Origin of the sequence: Companilactobacillus insicii, assembly GCF_003946015.1 — a bacterium.
Taxonomy (GTDB): Bacteria; Bacillota; Bacilli; order Lactobacillales; family Lactobacillaceae; genus Companilactobacillus; species Companilactobacillus insicii.
In genome coordinates this window covers 18,621-41,292 of sequence record NZ_RHNU01000023.1, presented here as the reverse complement: position 1 = coordinate 41,292, position 22,672 = coordinate 18,621, and the positions used below count along the sequence as shown (strand labels likewise).

Genomic DNA, 22,672 nt, shown 5'->3' with positions numbered 1-22,672 from the left:
AAGATTGGATCATATTTTGTCATAAAAAATGCCCTACAATCGTTAGATTTCTTGTCTAACAATTGTAGGGCACTTCAAAATAATCCGCAGCCTCTTTGTTTGTATAAATAAAAAAACATCCACACGAGGTGAATGTTTTGATAAATATTAAAGGATTTGGTTGTAGTATTCAACAACTAGTGATTCATCAATATTTGGTTCTAGTTCGTCACGTTCTGGGTTACGTACTAATGAACCTGTCATTGTGTCTTCATCAAATGAAACAAAACCAGGACGACCAACAACATTTTCAAGGTTAGCTTTAACAATAGCTAAATCCTTTGATTTTTCACGAAGGCTAATCTTTTGACCGATTTGAACTTCGTATGATGGAATATCAACACGTTTGCCATCAACAGTAATATGACCATGGTTTACAAGTTGACGAGCTTGTGGACGTGAACTTGCAAGACCTAATCTATAAACCATGTTGTCAAGACGTGATTCAAGAAGAACCATCAAGTTAACACCGTGGATACCGTCAAGTTTACCAGCACGCAAGAACAAGTTACGGAATTGACGTTCGTTAACGTCATACATGAAACGTAGCTTTTGCTTTTCTGTTAATTGTTGACCGTATTCTGAAATCTTACGACGACTGTTTGGTCCATGTTGACCAGGAGCATAGTTACGACGAGCGATTTCCTTACCTGTACCTGAAAGTGAGATTCCTAAACGACGTGATAATTTCCAACGAGGTCCTGTATATCTAGACATAAATAAATTCCTCCAAAAATTTGTATGGAGTAAAATAATTAACAAGAGTTTAGCATTCGTGCAGTTATCGCTACAATTTTCACCACATGCAGCTGTGGGTTACTAATTGAACAAATATGTCGATAACTGTTGACGTTCTTGCCGCTCTTTGCTGCATATTTTACACAAAGAGTAGTGTAACTTGATTGACGACCAAAGTCAAAAGAAATTTTTAGGCTAATATTTAAAACTTTATTATGAAAAACTATTAAAATAAATTGTAAGGTTGTTCTCTGGTATAATTCAAGTTATATGATATGAATCATCATTAGGGGTGTTAAAGTGTCGACAATAATTATTGGAATAATTGTTTTGATCTTAGTTTTCCTATGGTATATGTGGTTTTTGCAAAAGAAAAACGCAGCTACTCTTAATTCGTATAAGGAACGTACTGATGAATTAAAAGAAGACAGATTGAATGATAAATTAAAGAAATTAGAAGAAATGAAACTTGCAGGTGCCAGTCGTGAGCAGTTTAGAAAGCTCAAGTCTGAGTATCAAGAACAATTAAATGAAGTTGTTCCGTCTATTTTGCGCGAAATTCGTGGATCTGAATATAAAAATACTCAATTTAGAGTGTTTAGTTCTTCAAAGCAGCTAAAGCAGGTTGATCAATCTTTAAATGGATTGAAAGAAAAACTTGACGCTATATCTGAAGAATTAGATGAACTATCTAAGAGTGATGAATTGAACGCTACTCAAAGCGAAGCTCTTCAGCAGACATACGAAGATTTACGTAAAAAGATTTTGACGCAATCATTTAATTACGGTAATGCTGCTGACAAATTAGAAGATGAATTGACTGAAATTGCTGGTTTGTTAGATAAGGAAACGCAACTTACTGACAAGGGAGATCATATTGAGGCTAGTCAGTATTTGGATGATGTCAAAATTAAATTAGGACTCATAACTGATCAGTTAAAAGTTATTGAACCTTTGCACCACGAATTAAGTGATGTATTTCCAGGACAAATTGAAGAAATTAGTTCTGTATATCAAAAACTCATTAATCAAAAATTCAATTTTGATGATGACGTAGAGTCATTAATTAAAGATGTTCAGAATAGTTTGGATTTAGCTGATTCTGAATTGGGTGAATTGAATTTTGATCGTGTGAATAATATTAATGAAGAAATTCGCCAAAGTATTGATCATCTTTATGACGTCTTGACTATTGAAATCGAAGCAAAACAAGGTGTTTTGAAACAACAAAAACCAGTATTAGATTATATCAATCATGCTAAATTTCAACACAATCGATTAGATAGCAGAATTCAAAAGCTGAATAGAAACTATATTTTAGCTGAAGATGATTTGAAAAAATTCAAAGATAATCTTGTAGCATTAAATGGAATTAGGACTAAGTACGATCAAGATGTTCAAGATATTGCCGATAAAAATGCGATATTCTCCCATGCTGAGAATGATTTCAAAGAAATAGTTCACCAATTGGATGATATCGAATCTAGTGAAAAAGCAATTAATGATAACTTTAATCAAATGATTTCTAGTGAACAAATTGCTCGTAATAGTGTGGATAAGTACGCCAAACGGCTGGAAATTCAAAAAAAGGTTGTTGAGCAATTACGTCTTAACGGGCTGCCTGATGATTACTTAGATTACTTTTATATGGTTTATGATGAAATTACAAAGCTTTATAATGAATTAGATGCTGATCAAATCAATATGGAAGATATAAGTAAGCAAGTAATTGTAACTCAAGAGGATCTTGAGAATCTTGTTCAGAAAACAACTGATTTGAAGATGAATGTTAAATTAGCTGAAAAGTTATTACAATATGCAAATCGATATGCTGATAAAGATGCTGATTTTGCTGATCAACTAATTAGAGCTCGTGCTTTATTTGATAATGATTATGAATATAGTGAGTCGGTCGAAACAATTTCTGCAGCATTAGAACGTGTTGAGGCTGGATCGGTTAAAAGAATTAAAGAAACAATTAATGCATAAATATGCATTTTGCGTTATCTTATAAGATAGTAAAAAAATTAAGGCCTTCAAGGCCTTTTTATTTTGGTGGGAAAAAATATGATTTATTTTGATAATAGTGCTACAACGAAAATCGAGAAAACAGTTCTCGATACATATAATGCTGCTAGTTTGAATTATTTTGGTAATCCTTCGAGTTTGCATAAATTGGGATTAAAGGCATATGAATTGCTTGAAACATCACGTAAACAAATTGCTGAACTAATGGGCTTTAAGCCTTATGAAGTGGTTTTCACTAGTGGTGGAACTGAAGGTAATAATTGGATTATTAAGGGAACTGCTTTTAAGAAGCGTGAATTTGGTAAGCATATTATTACAACTTCAATTGAACATCCTTCAGTAATGAATTCGATGCACCAATTAGAAGAATTAGGTTACGATGTTACTTATTTACCAGTTGATAAAACTGGTCATGTCAGTGCAGAAGATTTGAAGAATGCCATTAGAGATGATACTATTTTGGTTTCAACAATGGCCGTTAACAATGAGATCGGTTCAATTCAACCTATTCACGAAATGGCTCGTGTTTTGGATAATTATCCGAATATTAGCTATCACGTTGATGGTACACAAGCCATTGGTAAGAACATCGAAGATAAGTTTATCGATCCACGTGTGGACTTCTATACATTTTCAGGACATAAATTCCATGCTCCACGTGGAATTGGCTTTATTTATATGAAGTCAGGAAAACAATTAGAACCTCTTATGGCTGGTGGTGGCCAAGAGAAAAATCTTAGAAGTGGTACTGAAAATACACCAGCTATTGCTGCAATGGCACGAGCTTTGCGTCTGTTAAAAGAAAATGAAGCTCAAAAGGCTGATAAGATGATCAAGCTTAAGACAGAGTTGATCAATCATATTCAAAGCTTGCCTAATACACATGTTTTCTCAAAAGTGACTGATGATTTTGCTCCACATATTATTTGTTTTACGATTGATGGTGTTCGTGGAGAAACAGTTGTTCATACTTTTGAAGATCGTAATATCTTTATTTCGACAACAAGTGCTTGCTCATCAAAGAAGGGACTTGAGTCTAGTACTTTGAAGGCTATGAGTACTCCTGAAAAGATTGCTACAAGTGCCGTTCGTGTTAGTTTGGACGAAAATAATACAGAATCAGAAATGAAAGAATTTATTAAAAATTTGGATGAAATACATGAACATTTCCAAATTTTAAACTAGGAGAATTTAATGGAATATACTGAAATCATGGTTCGTTACGGCGAATTGTCAACGAAGGGTAAAAATCGTAAAAGCTTCATTGATCGTTTACACGGAAATGTTGCTAAAGTTTTAAAGGATTACCCTAATCTAGTAATGAGACCACATCGTGACCGCCTACACATTCAATTGAATGGTGAAAATGCTCAGCCAATTATGGAGAAACTAAAGAATGTTTTTGGTATTCAAACTTTTTCTTTGAGTGTTAAAGTCTCAAAAGATTTCGAAGATGTAAAAGCGAAAGCTATTGAAATGATGCACGAGGCATATAAGCCGGGCATGAGCTTTAAGGTTGGGACAAAGCGTTCAGATCATACTTATAAGCTAGATACTAACCAAGTTAATTTACAACTTGGGGATGCAATCTGTGATGAATTTCCTGGAATTGATGTTGAGATGAAACGTCCTGATATTAAAATTTCAGTTGAAGTGCGTCAGTATGGCATTTACTTATCATACTTGACTATTAAAGGTGCTGGTGGATTGCCGGTCGGAACAGCTGGTAAGGCAATGCTTATGCTGTCTGGTGGAATTGATTCGCCTGTCGCTGGTTACTTGGCAATGAAGCGCGGGGTAGATATTGAAATGGTTCATTTCTTTAGTCCACCATATACTTCAGAACAAGCTTTGAATAAGGCTAAAGAATTAACAAGTAAGTTGACGGTTTTTGGTGGTAATATCAAGTTTATTGAAGTTCCCTTTGCAGAAATTCAAGAAACCATCAAGTCATCAGTTCCAGAAGGATACTTAATGACCATTCAACGTCGTTTCATGTTAAGGTTAACTGATTTACTACGTGAAAAGGAAAATGGGTTAGCAATTTTTAATGGTGAGGCTGTTGGACAAGTGGCATCTCAAACGCTTGAAAGTATGGCAGCAATTAATGATGTTACAACTACACCAATTTTGCGTCCTGTTGCTACAATGGATAAAACAGAAATTATCAGATTGGCTGAAAATATTGATACATTCAATCTATCTATTCAGCCATTCGAAGACTGTTGTACTGTTTTTGCTCCACCAAGTCCTAAGACTCGTCCAAATATTGAAAAGACACGTAAGTTTGAAAGCTCTCTTGATATTGATGGATTGATTGGACGTTCATTGGCTGGGGTTAAGATTACAACAATTGAACATGGTGACCACTTCATGGAACAACAACAAGAAGATATAGGCAATTTGCTATAAATTTATAATTGACGTTTTGTGAAATATGTTTTATCATCAAATCAACAGCTTTGAGCGGGAGTGTTAAGTCTAGCGACTTCAGAGAGTACATGTTAGCTGAGAAGTGTACAGTCGGGAGATTTAATTGTTACCTGTGAGCTATCAAAATTTTGATCGGGCCACCGTTATCTGTAGAGAGGAGAATCTATACGTAGATTCTCAATTTAGGTGGTACCGCGAGCATTCGTCCTATTATGGACGGGTGCTTTTTTATTTTATGGAGGAAAATTTATGAGAGAAATCGACATGGATACTAAATATAATCCAAAAGAAGTCGAAGAAGGTCGTTATCAAGCATGGCTTGATGAAGATGTCTTCAAGCCTTCTGGTGATAAAAAAGCAAAGCCTTATTCAATTGTTATCCCACCACCAAATGTTACTGGTAAGTTGCATTTAGGACACGCATGGGATACTACAATTCAAGATACATTAATTCGTTACAAGCGTATGCAAGGATATGACACTTTGTATTTACCAGGTATGGATCATGCTGGTATTGCTACACAAGCCAAAGTTGAAGCAAAATTACGTGAGCAAGGTATTTCAAGATATGATCTTGGACGCGAAAAGTTTGTTGATGAAGTTTGGAAGTGGAAAGACGAGTTTGCTTCAATTATCAAATCTCAATGGGGTAAATTAGGACTTTCATTAGATTATTCACGTGAAAGATTTACATTGGATGAAGGATTATCAAAAGCGGTACGTAAAGTCTTTGTTAAGCTATACAATGAAGGTCTAATATATCGTGGTGAATACATCATCAACTGGGATCCAGAACTTCAAACAGCACTTTCAGATATTGAAGTTATCCATAAAGATGATAAAGGTGCATTCTATCACGTTAAGTATCCATATGCCGATGGTTCAGGTTATATTGAAATTGCTACAACACGTCCTGAGACAATGTTTGGTGATATTGCAATTGCTGTTAATCCAAGTGATGAGAGATATAAGGACATTGTTGGTAAGGAAGTAATCGTTCCACTAGTTGATCGTAAAGTTCCAATTATAACTGACCATTATGTTGATAAAGAGTTCGGTACTGGTATGGTTAAAATCACACCGGCTCACGACCCTAATGATTTCTTAGTTGGTAATCGTCATGACCTTCAACGCATAAATACTATGAATGCTGACGGTACAATGAACGAAAATGCTGGCAAGTATAACGGTATGGATCGTTTTGATGCGCGTAAGGCAATTGTTAAGGACCTTGAAGCCGGAGATTACATGTTAAATGTTGAGCCAATTGTTCACAGTGTTGGTCATTCTGAGCGTTCAAATGCTCAAGTGGAACCAAGATTATCTACACAATGGTTCGTTAAGATGAAGCCACTTGCAGAAATGGCTTTGAAGAATCAAGAAGGCGACAATAAGGTTAACTTTGTACCTGACCGTTTTGAGGATACATTCAAACAATGGATGGACAATGTTCATGATTGGGTTATTTCACGTCAATTATGGTGGGGACACCAAATTCCAGCTTGGTATAACAAAGAAACTGGTAAGATGTATGTCGGTGAGGAAGCACCTAAGGATATTGAAAATTGGACACAAGAAAGTGATGTTCTAGATACTTGGTTCTCTAGTGCCTTATGGCCATTTTCAACAATGGGATGGCCAGATGAAAATTCTGACGATTTCAAACGTTATTTCCCAACAGATACTCTAGTTACTGGTTATGACATTATTTTCTTCTGGGTATCAAGAATGATTTTCCAAAGTTTGAAGTTTACTGGAAAACGTCCATTTGAGCACGTTGTTATTCACGGATTAATTCGTGATGAACAAGGTCGTAAGATGAGTAAGTCATTGGGAAATGGTATTGATCCAATGGATGTTATCGAGAAGTACGGTGCTGATGCATTGCGCTGGTTCTTGATGAATGGTTCAACCCCAGGTCAAGATACACGTTTCAGCTATGATAAGATGGATTCAGCTTGGAACTTTATTAATAAGATTTGGAATGCTAGTCGTTTTGTTATTATGAATCTTGATGATAAGACACCGGCTATGGATGACTTGTCTAAGGTAACTCATTATGACCTATCGGATAAATGGATTTTGGCTAAGTTAAATAGTACCGTTAATGAAGTTAATCGATTGATGGATAAATTTGAATTTGGTGAAGTTGGTCGTAATCTATATAACTTTATCTGGAATGATTTCTGTGATTGGTACATCGAAATGAGTAAAGCTACCCTTACTGGTGAGGATGGAGATGCTAAGGATCAAAAGAGAATGGTCTTAACTTATGTTTTAGATAAGATATTGAAGCTTATGCATCCAATCATGCCATTTGTTACAGAAAAGATTTGGCTATCAATGCCTCATAATGGTAAGTCAATTTCATTAGCATCATATCCTGAAAATCATGATGAATTTAAAGATGAAAAAGCCATGAATGATATGGATATTCTAATTGATTTAATTAAGTCAGTTAGAAAGATTCGTCTTGAAGCTAACGCTCCATTGTCAAAGGCTGTTGATATTCTTATTAAGCCACAAAATGACGAAATTAAAGATGTTGTTTTGAATAATACTGAATATGTGGATAGATTCTTACATCCTAAGGAGCTAAAAGTTGAAACAGATTTGAAAGCTCCAGCATTGGCTATGACAGCAGTAACAAATGGAACTGAAGTTTATATTCCATTGGCTGAATTGATTGATCTTGATGAAGAAATTGCACGTCAAGAAGAGGAATCAGCTAAGATGGATAAAGAGATAAGCCGTTTAGACAAGAAATTGTCTAATAAAGGTTTTGTTGAAAAAGCACCTGAAAAGGTTGTTTCTGAACAAAAAGAAAAGTTGGCTGATTATCAAGCTAAACAAGCTAAAATCAAACAACGTATTGAACAATTAAAAGCTAATAAATAATTAAATAATGGGGGAAGGACATTTATTTGTCTCCCTCTTTTTTTGTTTAAGAAGGTAAGATAATGCTTAATAGTTATCAAGAAGCGGTAGAATATATTCATGCGTTACCGAAATTTCATCGTACCAATAAGTTGGATCGCATCAAGGATGCGTTGAATAAACTCGGTAATCCTCAAAATGATTATCCAACAATACATGTTACAGGAACGAATGGAAAAGGGACTGTCTGTAATTATCTCTCAAATTTATTTGAGGCAAATGGACAACGTGTCGGTATGTTTACATCACCATTTATAAAAGTTTTTAATGAGCGAATTCAAGTAAATCATACAATGATAAGTGATAGTGACTTATTACAGCTTGTAAATTACATAATAGATAAGATTGATTTGAATACATTATCGGAGTTTGAATTTGTAACTTGCATGGGCTTTTTATATTTTAGAGATCGCGTCGATGTAGCTATAATTGAAGTTGGCATTGGTGCAAAGCATGATAAAACTAATGTTATTACTCCTGACGTTTCAGTCATTACTTCAATTGCAATGGATCATGAACAATTGATTGGTCCGACTATTCAAGACATAGCTGTCGAAAAAGCAGGAATCATCAAGGAACATACACCTTTAGTTACTGGCTTTTTACAAGACTCAGTGCGTGGAATTGTTTTGGAACAAGCACATTCGTTGAACAGTTCAGTTTATGAGTATAATCACGGATTTAATATTGATAATCTGAAAATTAATGATTTTGAAATTACTTTTGAATTTGATGAAGTTCCAGTCAAAATTAAAGGTATTGAAAAAACAACGGCCATAAATGCATGTATAGCCATTCAAACATTCATGTGTTATCAAGAAAAGTATAAGGAAAACTATGATTTGCAACAAATTGTTTCTCAGATAGATAATCATAAAATTATGGCGAGACTACAAATTGTCAATAAAAATCCTTTAGTCATACTTGATGGAGCACATAATTTAGCTGCAATTAAGAATTTAATCAATTCTTTAACAACAAATGAGCCTAATAAAGATATAATTATTATGTATGCAGGAATGAAAGATAAAGATCGTCATGATATTTTAGATTTTCTGACTGATAATACAAAAAAAGTTTATGTAACTAGTTTGAGTATGCCGCGTGCCGCAAAACTTAATGATTATGATTTATCAAAATATTCAAATATTGTCTACGTTGAGAATCATTTTTCTTGTCTAAATAATTTGATGAAGGAAATAAGCAAAAATCAAATATTGTTAGTTTTAGGTTCATTCTATTTAGTTTCAGATTTTGAGTCATATTTTTCGTAATTTAGTTTATAATGGTAAACTTACGAGAAAGAATTACAAAAAATGGAATTAGATCGTTAGAAACTAAAGAATTAATTGCTGTAATATTAGGACGTGGAACAAAAGGAAAGAATGTTGTAGAGCTTGCGGATAAGATAGTTTTTGATTCACAAAGTTTGAATATTACTATGAGTGAATTATTAGCTTATAAAGGAATTGGTATAGCTCAAGCATGTAAGATTTTAGCTGCGTTTGAATTAGGTAAAAGAAAGCTTGAAGCAGATTCTTTAATGGATCAAATTGCTGATATGTCGAGCTTAAGCGAGCATTTAATAAAAAAAATAGGTAATTCACCACAAGAAAAGCTAATTGCTGTCTATTTAGACAATAATTATCATGTAATTGATGAAAAAGTGATTTTTATTGGGACAACTGATGCGGCAACGGTACATCCTAGGGATATTATTAGAGAAGCCTTGTATGTGTCCGCAACGCAAGTCGTTATAGCCCACAATCATCCTAGTGGACGACTTGAACCCTCAGAAAATGATAAAAATTTTTCTTTAAGGCTATTGGAATGTTGCCAGTTAATAGGAATTAATTTGGTTGATCATATAATTGTTACAAAAAAAGCGTATTCAAGTATGAAAATAGAAAAAATTATTTAGGTATGTCTTTGGACTACTTTAAATTGGCTTTTTGTATGATATAATTTTTGATAGCGTAAAATGTGGTGTGTACTTTAAAGGAGAGAATATAAATTGTTTGGTATTGGATCAAAAAAATTAGGAATAGACTTGGGAACTGCTAACACTCTTGTTTATGCCGAAGGTAAAGGCATCGTTTTGAACGAGCCATCAGTAGTTGCAAAGAACAATAATACTGGAGAAATCGTTGCTGTTGGTTCCGATGCTCGTGAAATGATCGGACGTACACCCGGCAGTATTTCAGCAATCCGTCCTATGAGGGATGGTGTTATTGCTGATTATGATACAACTGCAGCAATGATGAAGTATTTCATTGAAAAGACAGCTGGAAATTCAAAACCATCAGTTATGGTTTGTGTTCCTAGTGGTGTTACAGAAGTTGAAAAAAGAGCTGTAATTGAAGCTACTCAGCATGCTGGTGCTAGAGAAGCATATGTCATTGAAGAGCCATTCGCCGCAGCCATAGGTGCTGGACTTCCAGTTATGGATCCAACAGGTAATATGGTTGTTGATATTGGTGGTGGTACTACTGATGTTGCAACAATTTCACTTGGTGGTATCGTTTCATCACGCTCCATTCGTGTTGCTGGTGATAAGTTTGATGACTCTATCTCAGCTTATATTAAGACAAACTTCAACTTACAAATTGGTGAAAGAACTGCTGAAGATGTTAAAATTCAAGTAGGTTCTGCTTCAATTGAAAAAGCTAAAGAACTTGAAACAATGCAAATTCGTGGTAGAGATTTAGTTACAGGTCTTCCAAAGACAATTCAATTAACTGGTGAAGACATTGCCACAGCTATTCATGAAGATGTTCAAGAAATAATCGAAACAATTAAAGAAACTCTTGAGGAAACATCTCCTGAAATTGCAGCGGATGTAATTGATCATGGTATTGTACTTACTGGTGGTGGAGCATTGTTACATCATTTGCCAGAAGTAATTTCTGAAGCAACTGGAGTACCTGTATTCATTGCTCAAGACCCACTAGATTGTGTAGCCATCGGTACTGGAGAATCACTTAAAAATATCGATGTAATGCGTCGTCAAAAATAAGCGGGTTAATCCCGTTTTTTTTGTTTACTGTAGGAGGAAGCAATGCAAAAGTTTTTTTCAAACAAAAAGTTAATCATTTTAATGGTAATTCTTATCGTGACTTTTGGACTTTTAGCGGTAACTGTAAATATTCGCGATAACAAAGAAACTCCTCCTGCCGTTCAGCAAGTGGGGAATGACGTTGTTAGTGTTGTTGGGGGTATATTTGCCTATCCAACTAATGCTGTTAAGAACGCTTCTTCAGAATTTTCCGATTTGTATAATACATATACGGAAAATAAGCATTTGAAGGCAAGAATAGATGAATTAGCCCAAAATCAGGCAAAATTAAAAGTTGTCCAAGATGAGAATAAGAAACTAAAAGAAGAATTAAAATTAAATAGTACGTTAACGGATTATACAACCGTTAATGCATCTGTATTGAGTCGTTCATCAAGCAGTTGGCAAAGCTATTTAACAATAAATCGTGGTTCAACTAGTGGTTTAAAGAAAAATATGCCTGTTATGTCTGGTAACGGATTGATAGGACGTATTATTGAGGTTGATAAAATAAGTGCAAAAGTTGAACTAATATCAACTAATAATGAATTAAATGACAAATTTGCATCTGAAATCTTAGACAGTGGTAATAATGCTATAACTGGTATTGTTAGTCGTTATGATAGTGCATCTGGCAAACTTGTTATGGAGAATGTTAACTCTACAAAGAACATTAAGAAAGGCCAACGAATAATTACATCTGGATTAGGTGGTAGAACACCTCGTGGATTATACATTGGTAAAGTATACGGAATTAAAAAAGATAATTATGGTATGACTAACTCTGTATATATAACTCCAGCAGCTGAGCTAAGAAACTTTACTGTTGTTACAATTATCAAATCATCGGTTAGTGGTGAAGAATAATGAATATCAAAACTCGGAAGATCGTCGGGCAAGTTGTGTTTTTGATTCTAGCATTTTACCTAGACGGTCTAATGAAGTGGGCATTCTTGAATAACATGAATACCGGAGATTTTATGATTTTACCTCAAATCATGTTAATGGCAATCGTATTGATAACTATGAGGATAGATAACAGACGTCAATTATTGGCGTATGGTATTATTTTTGGTTTAGTATACGATTCGTATTACTATGGAATAATTGGATTGTACACTGTCCTTTTGCCACTTATTATGGTAGGTATTGATCATTTTAAATTTTTGTTTGTAAAAGCAAATATGGGCTATGAATTATCTATTTACTTTTTAGCTTTGACATTTTTACAATCTGGTATTTATGTACTAGAAAGATTACTTCAACAAACAAATACTAATGTTTTTGATTTTATAACTTATGTATTGGGACCAACATTGCTTTGGAATATGATTTTATTTTTTGTGATTTATGTTCCTTTGGCAAACTTAAGTGACTGGTTGGTTAAATATAGGAGGGATAGTAAATGAGCAACGTTACTCTTAAGGGTAGTAAAGAGGGGTATGTTGTAATCATTAACGATGAGAGTGATTTTCAGCAAGCGTTGAAAGACTTAAAAGAATTAATTCTCAAACAGAATATTGGATCTGTCGACGATGATGTTATTCAATTTACTATTAAGACAGGAAATCGTCTTTTAACTGATGCTCAAATAAAAGAAGTTAAGAAAACTTTTACTGAGTATCCTCAAATTGAAATCAAAGATATTATTTCTGAAGTCGAATCTAAGCTTGAAGTATCAGAGCTTTTAAAAGCTAATAAAATGAATATAGAGACTGGTATTGTTAGAAGTGGTCAAAAATTAGAGTTCGAAGGTGACGTTTTATTTCTTGGCGTACTCCATGAAGGAGCTCAAATCAGCACAAATGGTTCAGTTTATATACTTGGAAAAGTAAATGGAATTGTCCAAGCCGGTTTTCCAGACAATACTAGTGCCGCAATTTTTGGAAATTTGAAACATGCAGCTCAACTTCGTATAGCTGATGTTATAGAAATAGTTACTGACGAGAACGCGGACAAACTTCATAGCCGTCAATTTGCATACATTGACGACATGCATTCTATTAGTGTTAATGATTTACAAGATTATAAAGAGGTTATGAGTAATTCTAGAAAAAGGACGGTTTAGTTATGGGGATATCTATTGTTGTAACGTCTGGTAAAGGTGGTGTTGGTAAAACAACAACAACTGCCAATATTAGTTCCGTCTTAGCAAGTCTCGGCAAAAAAGTTTGCATGGTTGACTTGGATATAGGTCTTAGAAATTTAGATGCTGTATTGGGACTAACAAATCGCATTGTTTACGATATTGTTGATGTGGCACAGAATAGAGTTGTCTTATCACAAGCGTTAGTTCGTGATCCGAGATTTGAAGACAATTTGTATTTATTGGCCGCATCACAATTCGCGGATAAATATGTCTTAGATCAGGATTCTGTAAGAAGAATTGTGACCTACTTAAAGCAAAGATTCGATTTTGTAATGATTGACTGTCCAGCTGGTATTGAGTATGGATTCCAAAATGCAGTAACCGTTGCAGATGGAGCAATAGTAGTTACAAATCCGGAATTAGCTTCAGTAAGTGACGCTGATCGTGTGGTTGGAATTTTGGAAAGTATGAAAATGCCAATAACACCGCATTTAATTATTAATCGTGTTCGTAAAAATATGATCAATGAAGGAACCTCTATGCGTATTGATGATATTGTCAATCATTTGAGAATTCCTTTATTAGGAGTTGTTATCGATGAAGATGAAGTGATTGCGGCTTCGAATGCAGGAAGAACAGTTATTTCCGATAAAAATAGCGATGCCGGTCATAGTTATCGTAATATTGCACATCGTATGTTGGGTGAAAGCATACCATTAGATATTTTTAATGATGAAAAAAAGATAGGCTTTTTTAGCAGAGTATTTGGTAGAAAAAAATAATAATGTTACAATATGTTTATATTAATAGTCAACACAGGGGGAGCCAGTGGCTGAGAGTGATTAAGTTCAGACCCTTTAAACCTGTTATGCTAATACATGCGTAGGGATAGTGTTGTTCAAGTATATTAACTCGAACTCTCTTGTGATGACTTAAAATCAGAAGGGAGTTTTTTTATGGCTAAAGAAATGTCTAAAACTAATAGCTTGGTGGTGCTAACTGAGGGGGCAATTATAGTTGCAGCCGCACAAGCACTGTCATTTGTACCACACGATTTAGGGGTTTCGTCGATTCAAGTTGAATATGGATTGATTCCTATGGCAATTTATGCATTGAGACGAGGATTAAAACCTGGACTTACAGCTGGATTTGTTTGGGGTATTTTAGATTTAATTTTAAAGGGCTTTAGCAGTGGAGGATTTTTAAATCCATTACAAGGGTTAGTTGAATATCCTTTGGCATTTGCGGCCGTTGGATTGGTAGGACTAGGAAGCATTCAAGTAAAGAATAGAATTGAAGATAATAAAAATCCTTTAGGATTAATTATTTTGTATTCAGGATTAGGCTTTTTGGTTAAATACTTTCTACATTTTATAGCTGGTGGTATTTACTGGGGAGCTTATGCACCAAAGACTATGAATCCTTGGATCTATTCGCTGGTTATAAATGGTGGAAGTTTTATTGCTAACGTGATTATGTTGTTAGTTTTGCTTGTTTTGTTAAGTAGTATATTTAGAAGATTCATAATTACTAAAGATTAAAAAAATAGTGTAGAAGCGAAATTCGCTCTACACTATTTTTTTGCTTTCATATGAAGCTCATTAATGAACCTAGAATTACTCCACCGATTGTAACTAAAATCATTAACCAAACAACTACTTGGGTAATTTTTGTTAAGGTGCTTTTAGGCTTTTTTTCGTCGTTCAAACGTTCCACCACCTAGTTTTTATATATCAAAAATACTACTTCACATTGGTTAATTATGCAACAATCAGGGGTAAAAAGACATGGTTTTTGGAAATATCCCCCACCATGACATATGTTGATGTATCAAGGAATAAAACGTTTTATAAATATTGGTATCATTTTTCACAATATGAAGTGGTTAATTGTGGTGATTTGTGGTAAATTAGAAAGTGTTAAAGAATAGAGGTGAACCGTGGATGTTCATGGGTGAGTTTCATCACACCATAGATAGTAAAGGGCGAATAATTATTCCTGCAAAATTTCGTAAAGAAATTGGGGATGTGTTTGTAATTACTCGGGGTATGGACGGATGCTTATTTGGATATTCCATGGAACAATGGAGCAAACTTGAGGCTCAGTTGGATAAGTTGCCTTTAACTAAAAAGGATGCTCGTTCTTTTACTAGATTCTTTTATTCCGCAGCAGGTGAAATGGAATTTGATAAACAAGGACGAGTTAACTTGTCTTCGTCTTTAATAGAATTTGCTAAATTAAAAAAGAATTGCGTGGTAGTTGGTGTTTCGGACCGAATTGAAATTTGGGACGAAGATAAATGGAAAGAGTTTAGCCAACAAGCTGAGGACAATTTTGAAGAAATATCGGAGAAAATGACTGACTTTGACTTCTAATGAATTTGTACATAAAACAGTATTATTAAAAGAAACAATTGATGAAGTAAATCCTAGGGATAATGCTATTTTTGTCGATGCGACTTTTGGTCGCGGAGGGCATACCAAGGAATTACTTGGACGCATTAACCATAGTACAGTTTATGCATTTGATCGTGATGAAGCTGCCATAAAGACCGGTGAAAAAATTGAGCAAAGTTCCGATATTATTGGTACTAATAAGCTTGTGTTGATTCGTGACAATTTTGAAAATATGAAAGAGTGTTTGAACGAATTAAACGTCTTCGCAGTTGATGGAGTTGTTTATGATCTAGGGGTGTCATCACCACAGTTTGACGATGCGGTTCGTGGCTTTAGCTATAAAAAAGAAGCAAGATTAGATATGCGAATGGATCAAAGACAAGATTTAGATGCTGAAAAGATTGTTAATGACTGGTCGTATAATGAATTAGTCAGTATTTTTTATAAATATAGTGATGAAAAGTTTTCTAAACAAATAGCTCGTTCAATAGAGCGTATTAGAGAAGACCACAGAATAACATCGACGTTAGAACTAGCTGATATTGTAAAAAACTCTATTCCAGCTGCAAGACGTCGTACAGGTGGTCATCCTGCTAAGAGAATCTTTCAAGCCATTAGAATTGCTGTAAATGATGAGCTAGGATCACTTGAGAGATCGTTAGAGCAAGCAATTGATTTGCTGGCACCTAAGGGTAGAATCAGCGTTATTACATTCCAATCTAAAGAAGATCGAATTGTAAAACACATTTTCAAAGAAAATTCAGAAATTGATCTACCAAGGGGTCTCCCCGTGGTACCGGACAATTTAAAACCGTTATTAAAACAAATTACTAGAAAACCAATTTTACCTAGTAAAAATGAATTAGACAAAAATAATCGTGCACATAGTGCAAAGTTACGTGTTGTTGAGAAGATTTAGTTATGGAGAATTTATAATGAGAGAAAGTACAGCCAGAAATCTGCCAAATTATGAAACAGTAGAACAACCACAATCAAATCCAGCTGCGGCGCCAAAACCCGCAACACATAAAGTAGCGTTATCAAAATTAGAGGCAACTTTAATCGTTGGCCTTGGTTTTTTAACGTTGGTTTTGATGGTTTCATTAGTAAGTATTAAGGTTTCAATGACTTCTGCTCAAAATAATTTGGATCATATCTCAACTGAAATTACAAAAGTAAACACCGATAACGTAAACTTACGTCAAGAAATATCTGAAATGACCAGCTTTGATCGTCTTTCAGCCTTTGCAAAGAAATACAATTTAAAAATGAGTAACAAAAACGTAAGGAACGTATCAAAATGAAATTTGGAAAAATATTTAAAAATAAGGCAAGACGCAATCATTATATCGTTGGTGGGATAATATTGATTGCGACTGCCCTTTTTTTTGTTGTCAGTATATACAGATTTGCTTCTATATCTACGCGCAAGGAATATAGCGGCGTTAATTTGGAACAAAGAACAAAAATGAAATATGAGCGTGTTTCCAAAGTAAATGCCAAGCGTGGAGATATTTTAGATGCAAATGGCGATATGATTGCTGGTGATTCCACGATCTATAACATTTACGCTGTTTTATCTAAGAAAGCAAAAACGACAGACGGAAAAGATGACTTTGTTAAAAATAAACAAAAAACTGCACGAGTATTAAGTAAATATTTGCCCCTTTCTAGAAAAGAAATAATTAAATTCTTGAATCCTAAAAACAAGGGACAGTATCAAGTGGAGTTTGGTCAAGCTGGTCGTGGATTATCTATTGAAATAAAGAATAAGATTAAAAATAATGAACTCCCAGGAATACATTTTGTAGAACTACCTTCTAGATCTTATCCTAATGGTGTTTTTGCTACTAATTTAGTTGGAATTACTAAAGCCGATAATGCTAATGATACTAATAGTAATATTAGTGGTGTTATGGGTATTGAAAAGTATTTTAATAAAATTTTGACTGGTAAAAACGGAAAACGAATTACTAAGGTTGATTCAAATGGTAATGAGTTACCTGGGTCACAAATAGTTGAAAAGAGTTCAATTGATGGTTCAAATATTTATTTGACCTTAAATAGTCGAATTCAACAATACGCTGAAATATTAGCTCAAGATATCACTGACAAATATGTTCCTAAGAATTTACAAATTGTAGTTATGAATGCTAAAACAGGCGCAATTGAAGCTGCTACTCAACGCCCAACCTTTAATCCAACTACGAAAAAGGGATTAAATGATAGTTGGCGTGACACCTTAGTGGAAGATCAATATGAGCCTGGATCAGTTATGAAAATAATGACTTTGTCTGCTGCAATTGATTCTGGTAATTATAAGCCAAATGAATTATATAAATCAGGTTCTGTTGAAGTTGGTGGACGCACAATCAGTGATTGGAACAATGCTGGTTGGGGGTATATTCCAGTTTCTGAAGCATTTCCACGTTCATCAAATGTGGGAATGGTTCACTTAGAAGAAGAAATGGGTTCAAAAACTTGGATGGAATATATGAAAAAGTTCCATATAGGTGATAAGACGAATATTGATTTACCTGGTGAGGTTTCAGGAAGTATTTCGTATGAACATACAAGTGATCGAGCAATGACGTCCTTTGGACAGAGTGTCAATGTAAATGCCATGCAAATGTTACAGGTATTTTCAGCGATTGCAAACGGCGGTAAAATGATAAAACCGCAAATTATTCAAAAAATTGTTGATCCAACAACTGGAAAAACAACCAAAACATATAAAAGAACAGTTGTCGATACACCAATTAAATCAAGTACCGCAAAAGAAGTTCAAAAAGCTATGCGTCAAGTCGTTACGAAGAATTATGGTACTGGTATGGTTTATAATGTCCCTGGTGTCAAAGTTGGAGTTAAAACTGGTACAGCACAGATTGCATCACCAGATGGTGGCTATTTAACTGGTAAAAATAACTATATTTTTTCTGTTGCAGGATTGATTCCATACAATGATCCTAATTACATTGTGTATATAACAATGCAACAGCCACAGCAAATGAGTGAGGCCCCTGAAAAAATTCTTTCAGAAATTTTCAATCCTTTAGTTAAACGTTTAATCAGTCAAGGGAAATCTCCAACTAATACCACAGAAGCTGGTAGTCAGTATGTAAGCATTCCAAGTTTGTTAAATAATACAACTGAAGAAGCTACTAAAGAGATAAAGAAAATGGGACTGCAAGCAGGTGTTATTGGCACTGGTAATAAGGTTGTTCAGCAGCTTCCTGCTAGCGGTGAAAAAGTTATGCCAGGTCAAAGAATTGTACTGTTAACCAATGGTGCGATGACTATGCCTGATTTAACTGGTTGGTCTAAGAATGATGTAATGAAGTTTGCTGAAGTCACTGGTGCACATGTTACGACCAAAGGTGATGGATATGTTACAAAACAGTCTCTTGAAAAAGGTCAAGTAATTAGTGATAGTGGTAAAATTATAGTTACGTTGGAAAATAAATAAATTGTTAAATGATTAAGGGGATTTTTATGGAACTTAGTAATATTGTTATAGATATCGCTAGTGCTGCGGCAATTGTTGCCATACTCATGCCGTTTCTAATTGGATATCTAGTAGCACATAAAGAAGGTCAGTCGATCCGTGAAGTAGGACCAAAATGGCATGAAAAAAAATCAGGAACACCAACTATGGGTGGTTTGCTAATAATTCTAGCTACTGCTATTACGAGTATTTGGGTTGGACTTTGGCAAGGTCAATTGACTCATTCATTATTGATTACTACTTTTGTGATTGTAATATATGGGTGCATTGGCTTTATTGATGATTTTATCAAGGTATTTAAAAAAAGAAATTTGGGACTTAGAGCATGGCAAAAAATGTCTTTGCAAATTATTGTTGGTATCATTTTCTTGTATGTATATAACGATAATCAGTTACCAATGAATTTTTCTATCCCAGGACTTCTATCGATTGATTCGCCAGTAATTTTTATTTTATTTACTATTTTTTGGTTGGTTGGCTTTTCTAATGCAACTAATTTGACAGATGGTTTGGATGGATTACTTGGTGGCCTAGGAACCATTTCATATGCCACCTATGGGTATATTTCTCTATATCAAAATCGTATAGATCTAGCAATAATCTGTTTTGCGGTTGTTGGTGCTTTATTAGCATTTTTAGTATTTAATCATAAACCTGCAAAAATTTTTATGGGTGACGTTGGATCTTTAGCATTAGGTGCCGGATTGGCAGTTATTTCTATCTTGCTCGGTAGATACTGGTCATTGTTATTGATTGGTTTGGTTTATGTTATCGAAACGGCAAGTGTTATGTTACAAGTATTTTCATTCAAAGTTTTTCATCGTCGTATTTTTAAAATGACACCAATACACCATCACTTTGAGATGTTAGGTTGGAATGAATGGAAAGTTGATATTGTTTTTTGGATTGTAGGTATTATTTGTTCAGGAATTTATTTAATCTTATTTATGTAGGAAGTCAGTCATGAAAACAGAAAGTAATTATTCAAATAAAAAAATACTAGTATTAGGTCTTGCAAAGAGTGGTTTTGCAGTTGCAAAACTACTAAAAAAGATGAATTCGAATGTAACTGTAGTTGATTCAAATCCACTTGAGGGAAATAAAGAAGCTAAACAATTATTGGATGAAGGATTTAACGTTATTACCGGTAGTAATGATGCAAATTTGGTTGATGATTCCTACGATTATGTTGTTAAAAATCCTGGAATTCCTTATTCAAATGAATTGATAAAACATGCTCAAGAAATTGGAGTGCCAGTCATTACTGAACCAGAAATTGCTTATAGTTACTCAGATGCTACTATGGTTGCTGTTACAGGGACAAATGGTAAAACAACAGTTACAACAATGATCCAATTAATGCTTGCTCATTCGCCTAAATTTAAGAATTCATACTACGCAGGTAATATAGGTATTCCTATTTCAGATGTTATACAAAAAGCTACATCAAATGACGTTGTTGTGACAGAATTATCAAGTTTTCAACTTGAAGGTACAATTGATTTACATCCTCATGTTGCTGTCCTTAATAACATTTATTCAACACATTTAGATTTTCACGGTAGTCGTGAAAATTATATTAAAGCAAAGATGCATATTACAAAGAATCAGACTAAAGATGATTATTTCATTGTAAATTGGAATACAGAAGAGTGGAGAAACTTAGCAAAACAATCAAGGGCTGTCATCAAACCATTCTCTGATGAACAAACTTTGACTGATGGTGCATATGCTAAAAACGATGAAATTTATTTCAATAAGGAATTTGTAATGAATACTGATTCACTTCAAGTTCCTGGTGAGCACAATGTTCAAAATGCTTTAGCAGCCATTAATGTTGCTAAATTATTTGATGTAAGCAATGAAGATATTATTGATGTACTCACATCATTTAGAGGTGTAAAGCATCGTATCCAATATGTAGATAAATTCAATGGCAGAAAATTTTATAATGATTCGAAAGCCACTAATACTGAAGCAACAATTGTTGCATTAAGTGCTTTTAAACAACCGATTGTCTTGATTGCCGGTGGTCTTGATCGAGGAAACGGTTTTGATGAGTTAGTTCCATATTTGAAGGGAAAAGTCAAAAATATTATTTTGTATGGTCAAACAGCTGATAAGATGGTTGATGCTGCAAAAAAGGCTGAAATTGGTAACATTACTAAAGTAAACAATTTGAAAGAGGCTGTTCCAGAAGCCTATAAGCAAAGTACTGAAGGCGAAGTCGTATTATTGTCGCCAGCAGCAGCTAGTTGGGATCAATTTGATACTTTTGAACAACGTGGAGACCAATATATTGACGAGGTCGAAGCATTAAAAGGGGAAAACTAATGGACAAACTACGAGTTATAGTATCCGGTGGTGGCACTGGTGGTCATATCTATCCCGCAATGGCGTTAATTAAGCGTCTAAAGGAACGAGATATGATTGATGATGTTTTGTACGTTGGTACCGAAAACGGCTTAGAAAGCAAAATAGTTAAGCAAGCGGGTATTAAATTTGAGACAATTGAAATAAGAGGATTCAAACGAAAGCTTACTTTTGAAAATGTAAAAGTAATGCAATTGTTCTTATCCAGTGTTGGTAGATCTAAAAAGATTGTTAAGGATTTTAAACCTGATATCGTTATTGGTACTGGTGGGTATGTATCTAGTGCTGTGGTATATGCAGCTCATAGGTTGCACATACCTACGATTATTCACGAACAGAATTCAATTGCTGGAGTGACTAATAAATTTTTGGGACATTTTGTTGATAAAATTGCGATTGCTTTTAAAGAAGCTCAAGACCAATTTTCTGAGAAACGTAAAATTGTTTTTACAGGCAATCCACGTGCTCAGGAAGCTGTTAGTATTGAACCAAATGATCGACTAAAGGAATTAAACTTAACGCCTGATATTCCAACTGTCATGATTTTTGGTGGTTCACGAGGTGCAACTCCAATCAATAATGCGGCAATAAGTGCAATGGAAAAGTTTTCTAACGAAAACTATCAAGTATTATTTGTAACGGGTCGTGTACATTACGATGATGTAATTAAAAATATTGATAAAAAGTACTTAAACAGTGCAAATATCTCTGTATTACCATATATTGATAATATGCCCGAGGTTTTACCCGATATTAATCTTATTGTTGGTCGTAGTGGAGCAACAAGTATTGCGGAAATAACAGCTTTGGGCATTCCATCAATATTCATTCCTAGTCCATACGTTACACATGACCATCAAACTAAGAATGCAATGTCTGTAGCTAAAAATGGTGCAGCTAAAGTTATACCAGAATCAGAGTTAACTGCTGATGGATTATTTGATGAAATAAATCGGATTATGAATGACAAAACTATTCAAAGTTCTATGTCTGAAGCTTCTAAAAAGGCAGGAGTACCAGATGCATCTGATCGATTGATTAAAGTCATGACTAATTTAGTAAATAAATAATGTTGAGGT

The 22,672-nt window shown here is 34.3% G+C and carries 21 protein-coding genes, 1 riboswitch and 1 other annotated feature; of the genes, 19 read left to right on the top strand and 2 right to left on the bottom strand.

Features of this window, described 5'->3' with window-relative positions; translation table 11 throughout:
- Positions 1-147: 147 nt before the first annotated feature.
- Complete coding sequence (gene rpsD / locus EKM79_RS08240; protein ID WP_125567759.1) at positions 148-756, bottom strand: 30S ribosomal protein S4; 609 nt, start codon at positions 754-756, stop codon at positions 148-150.
- 321 nt (positions 757-1,077) lie between these two features.
- Here rpsD and EKM79_RS08235 point away from each other — a divergent pair, with 321 nt between their 5' ends.
- The 12 genes from EKM79_RS08235 (at position 1,078) to thiT (ending at position 14,860) form a co-directional block, all read left to right on the top strand.
- A complete protein-coding gene (locus tag EKM79_RS08235; protein ID WP_125567758.1) occupies positions 1,078-2,766 on the top strand; it encodes a septation ring formation regulator EzrA in 1,689 nt (562 codons plus the stop codon).
- Between the two features lie 78 nt (positions 2,767-2,844).
- Positions 2,845-3,990 (top strand): cysteine desulfurase family protein, encoded by a 1,146-nt coding sequence (locus EKM79_RS08230; protein ID WP_125567756.1) that lies wholly within the window; start codon positions 2,845-2,847, stop codon positions 3,988-3,990.
- A 9-nt stretch (positions 3,991-3,999) separates the two neighbouring features.
- The gene (gene thiI, locus EKM79_RS08225) at positions 4,000-5,217 is read left to right on the top strand and encodes a tRNA uracil 4-sulfurtransferase ThiI (protein ID WP_125567754.1); all 1,218 of its coding nucleotides are present in this window, start codon (positions 4,000-4,002) and stop codon (positions 5,215-5,217) included.
- A gap of 41 nt (positions 5,218-5,258) precedes the next feature.
- Positions 5,259-5,451, top strand: a binding site (T-box leader).
- A gap of 36 nt (positions 5,452-5,487) precedes the next feature.
- A complete protein-coding gene (locus EKM79_RS08220) occupies positions 5,488-8,136 on the top strand; it encodes a valine--tRNA ligase (RefSeq protein WP_125567752.1) in 2,649 nt (882 codons plus the stop codon).
- A gap of 62 nt (positions 8,137-8,198) precedes the next feature.
- Entirely contained in the window at positions 8,199-9,449 is a 1,251-nt protein-coding gene (locus tag EKM79_RS08215) for a bifunctional folylpolyglutamate synthase/dihydrofolate synthase (RefSeq protein ID WP_125567750.1), read from the top strand.
- A gap of 11 nt (positions 9,450-9,460) precedes the next feature.
- Positions 9,461-10,096: a RadC family protein gene (radC, locus tag EKM79_RS08210; protein WP_246005655.1), complete on the top strand. Its 636-nt coding sequence runs from the start codon at positions 9,461-9,463 to the stop codon at positions 10,094-10,096.
- Positions 10,097-10,189: 93 nt separating this feature from the next.
- Positions 10,190-11,191, top strand: coding sequence for a rod shape-determining protein (locus EKM79_RS08205; RefSeq protein ID WP_125567746.1), 1,002 nt, complete (start codon positions 10,190-10,192; stop codon positions 11,189-11,191).
- 42 nt (positions 11,192-11,233) lie between these two features.
- A complete protein-coding gene (mreC, locus tag EKM79_RS08200) occupies positions 11,234-12,097 on the top strand; it encodes a rod shape-determining protein MreC (protein ID WP_125567744.1) in 864 nt (287 codons plus the stop codon).
- Entirely contained in the window at positions 12,097-12,639 is a 543-nt protein-coding gene (gene mreD, locus EKM79_RS08195) for a rod shape-determining protein MreD (RefSeq protein WP_125567742.1), read from the top strand. The genes mreC and mreD overlap by 1 nt, the downstream gene beginning before the upstream one ends.
- Complete coding sequence (locus EKM79_RS08190) at positions 12,636-13,298, top strand: septum site-determining protein MinC (RefSeq protein WP_125567740.1); 663 nt, start codon at positions 12,636-12,638, stop codon at positions 13,296-13,298. Before mreD ends, EKM79_RS08190 begins: the two co-directional genes overlap by 4 nt.
- Positions 13,299-13,300: 2 nt before the next feature.
- A complete protein-coding gene (minD, locus tag EKM79_RS08185; RefSeq protein WP_125567738.1) occupies positions 13,301-14,101 on the top strand; it encodes a septum site-determining protein MinD in 801 nt (266 codons plus the stop codon).
- Between the two features lie 26 nt (positions 14,102-14,127).
- Positions 14,128-14,226: riboswitch (TPP riboswitch) on the top strand.
- Between the two features lie 49 nt (positions 14,227-14,275).
- Positions 14,276-14,860 carry an energy-coupled thiamine transporter ThiT gene (gene thiT / locus EKM79_RS08180; protein WP_125567736.1) on the top strand — a complete coding sequence of 195 codons (585 nt, stop codon included), beginning with the start codon at positions 14,276-14,278 and terminating at the stop codon, positions 14,858-14,860.
- 46 nt (positions 14,861-14,906) lie between these two features.
- On the opposite strand, the gene EKM79_RS08175 is transcribed toward thiT, so the two are convergent.
- Positions 14,907-15,026 carry a DUF4044 domain-containing protein gene (locus EKM79_RS08175; protein ID WP_125567734.1) on the bottom strand — a complete coding sequence of 40 codons (120 nt, stop codon included), beginning with the start codon at positions 15,024-15,026 and terminating at the stop codon, positions 14,907-14,909.
- Positions 15,027-15,262: 236 nt separating this feature from the next.
- On the opposite strand from EKM79_RS08175, the gene mraZ reads away from it, so the two are divergent.
- Genes mraZ through murG form a run of 7 tightly spaced genes read left to right on the top strand, consistent with a single transcriptional unit; the run spans position 15,263 to position 22,663 of the window.
- Positions 15,263-15,694, top strand: a complete 432-nt coding sequence (mraZ, locus tag EKM79_RS08170) for a division/cell wall cluster transcriptional repressor MraZ (RefSeq protein ID WP_125567763.1) — start codon at positions 15,263-15,265, stop codon at positions 15,692-15,694.
- Positions 15,684-16,634 carry a 16S rRNA (cytosine(1402)-N(4))-methyltransferase RsmH gene (gene rsmH, locus EKM79_RS08165; RefSeq protein ID WP_125567732.1) on the top strand — a complete coding sequence of 317 codons (951 nt, stop codon included), beginning with the start codon at positions 15,684-15,686 and terminating at the stop codon, positions 16,632-16,634. Before mraZ ends, rsmH begins: the two co-directional genes overlap by 11 nt.
- A 16-nt stretch (positions 16,635-16,650) precedes the next feature.
- Entirely contained in the window at positions 16,651-17,019 is a 369-nt protein-coding gene (ftsL, locus tag EKM79_RS08160; protein ID WP_125567729.1) for a cell division protein FtsL, read from the top strand.
- Positions 17,016-19,181, top strand: coding sequence for a penicillin-binding transpeptidase domain-containing protein (locus tag EKM79_RS08155; protein WP_125567727.1), 2,166 nt, complete (start codon positions 17,016-17,018; stop codon positions 19,179-19,181). Before ftsL ends, EKM79_RS08155 begins: the two co-directional genes overlap by 4 nt.
- A 26-nt stretch (positions 19,182-19,207) precedes the next feature.
- The gene (gene mraY / locus EKM79_RS08150; protein ID WP_125567725.1) at positions 19,208-20,173 is read left to right on the top strand and encodes a phospho-N-acetylmuramoyl-pentapeptide-transferase; all 966 of its coding nucleotides are present in this window, start codon (positions 19,208-19,210) and stop codon (positions 20,171-20,173) included.
- Positions 20,174-20,183: 10 nt separating this feature from the next.
- A complete protein-coding gene (gene murD / locus EKM79_RS08145; RefSeq protein ID WP_125567723.1) occupies positions 20,184-21,554 on the top strand; it encodes a UDP-N-acetylmuramoyl-L-alanine--D-glutamate ligase in 1,371 nt (456 codons plus the stop codon).
- Positions 21,554-22,663 (top strand): undecaprenyldiphospho-muramoylpentapeptide beta-N-acetylglucosaminyltransferase, encoded by a 1,110-nt coding sequence (gene murG, locus EKM79_RS08140; RefSeq protein ID WP_125567721.1) that lies wholly within the window; start codon positions 21,554-21,556, stop codon positions 22,661-22,663. Before murD ends, murG begins: the two co-directional genes overlap by 1 nt.
- Positions 22,664-22,672 lie beyond the last annotated feature (9 nt).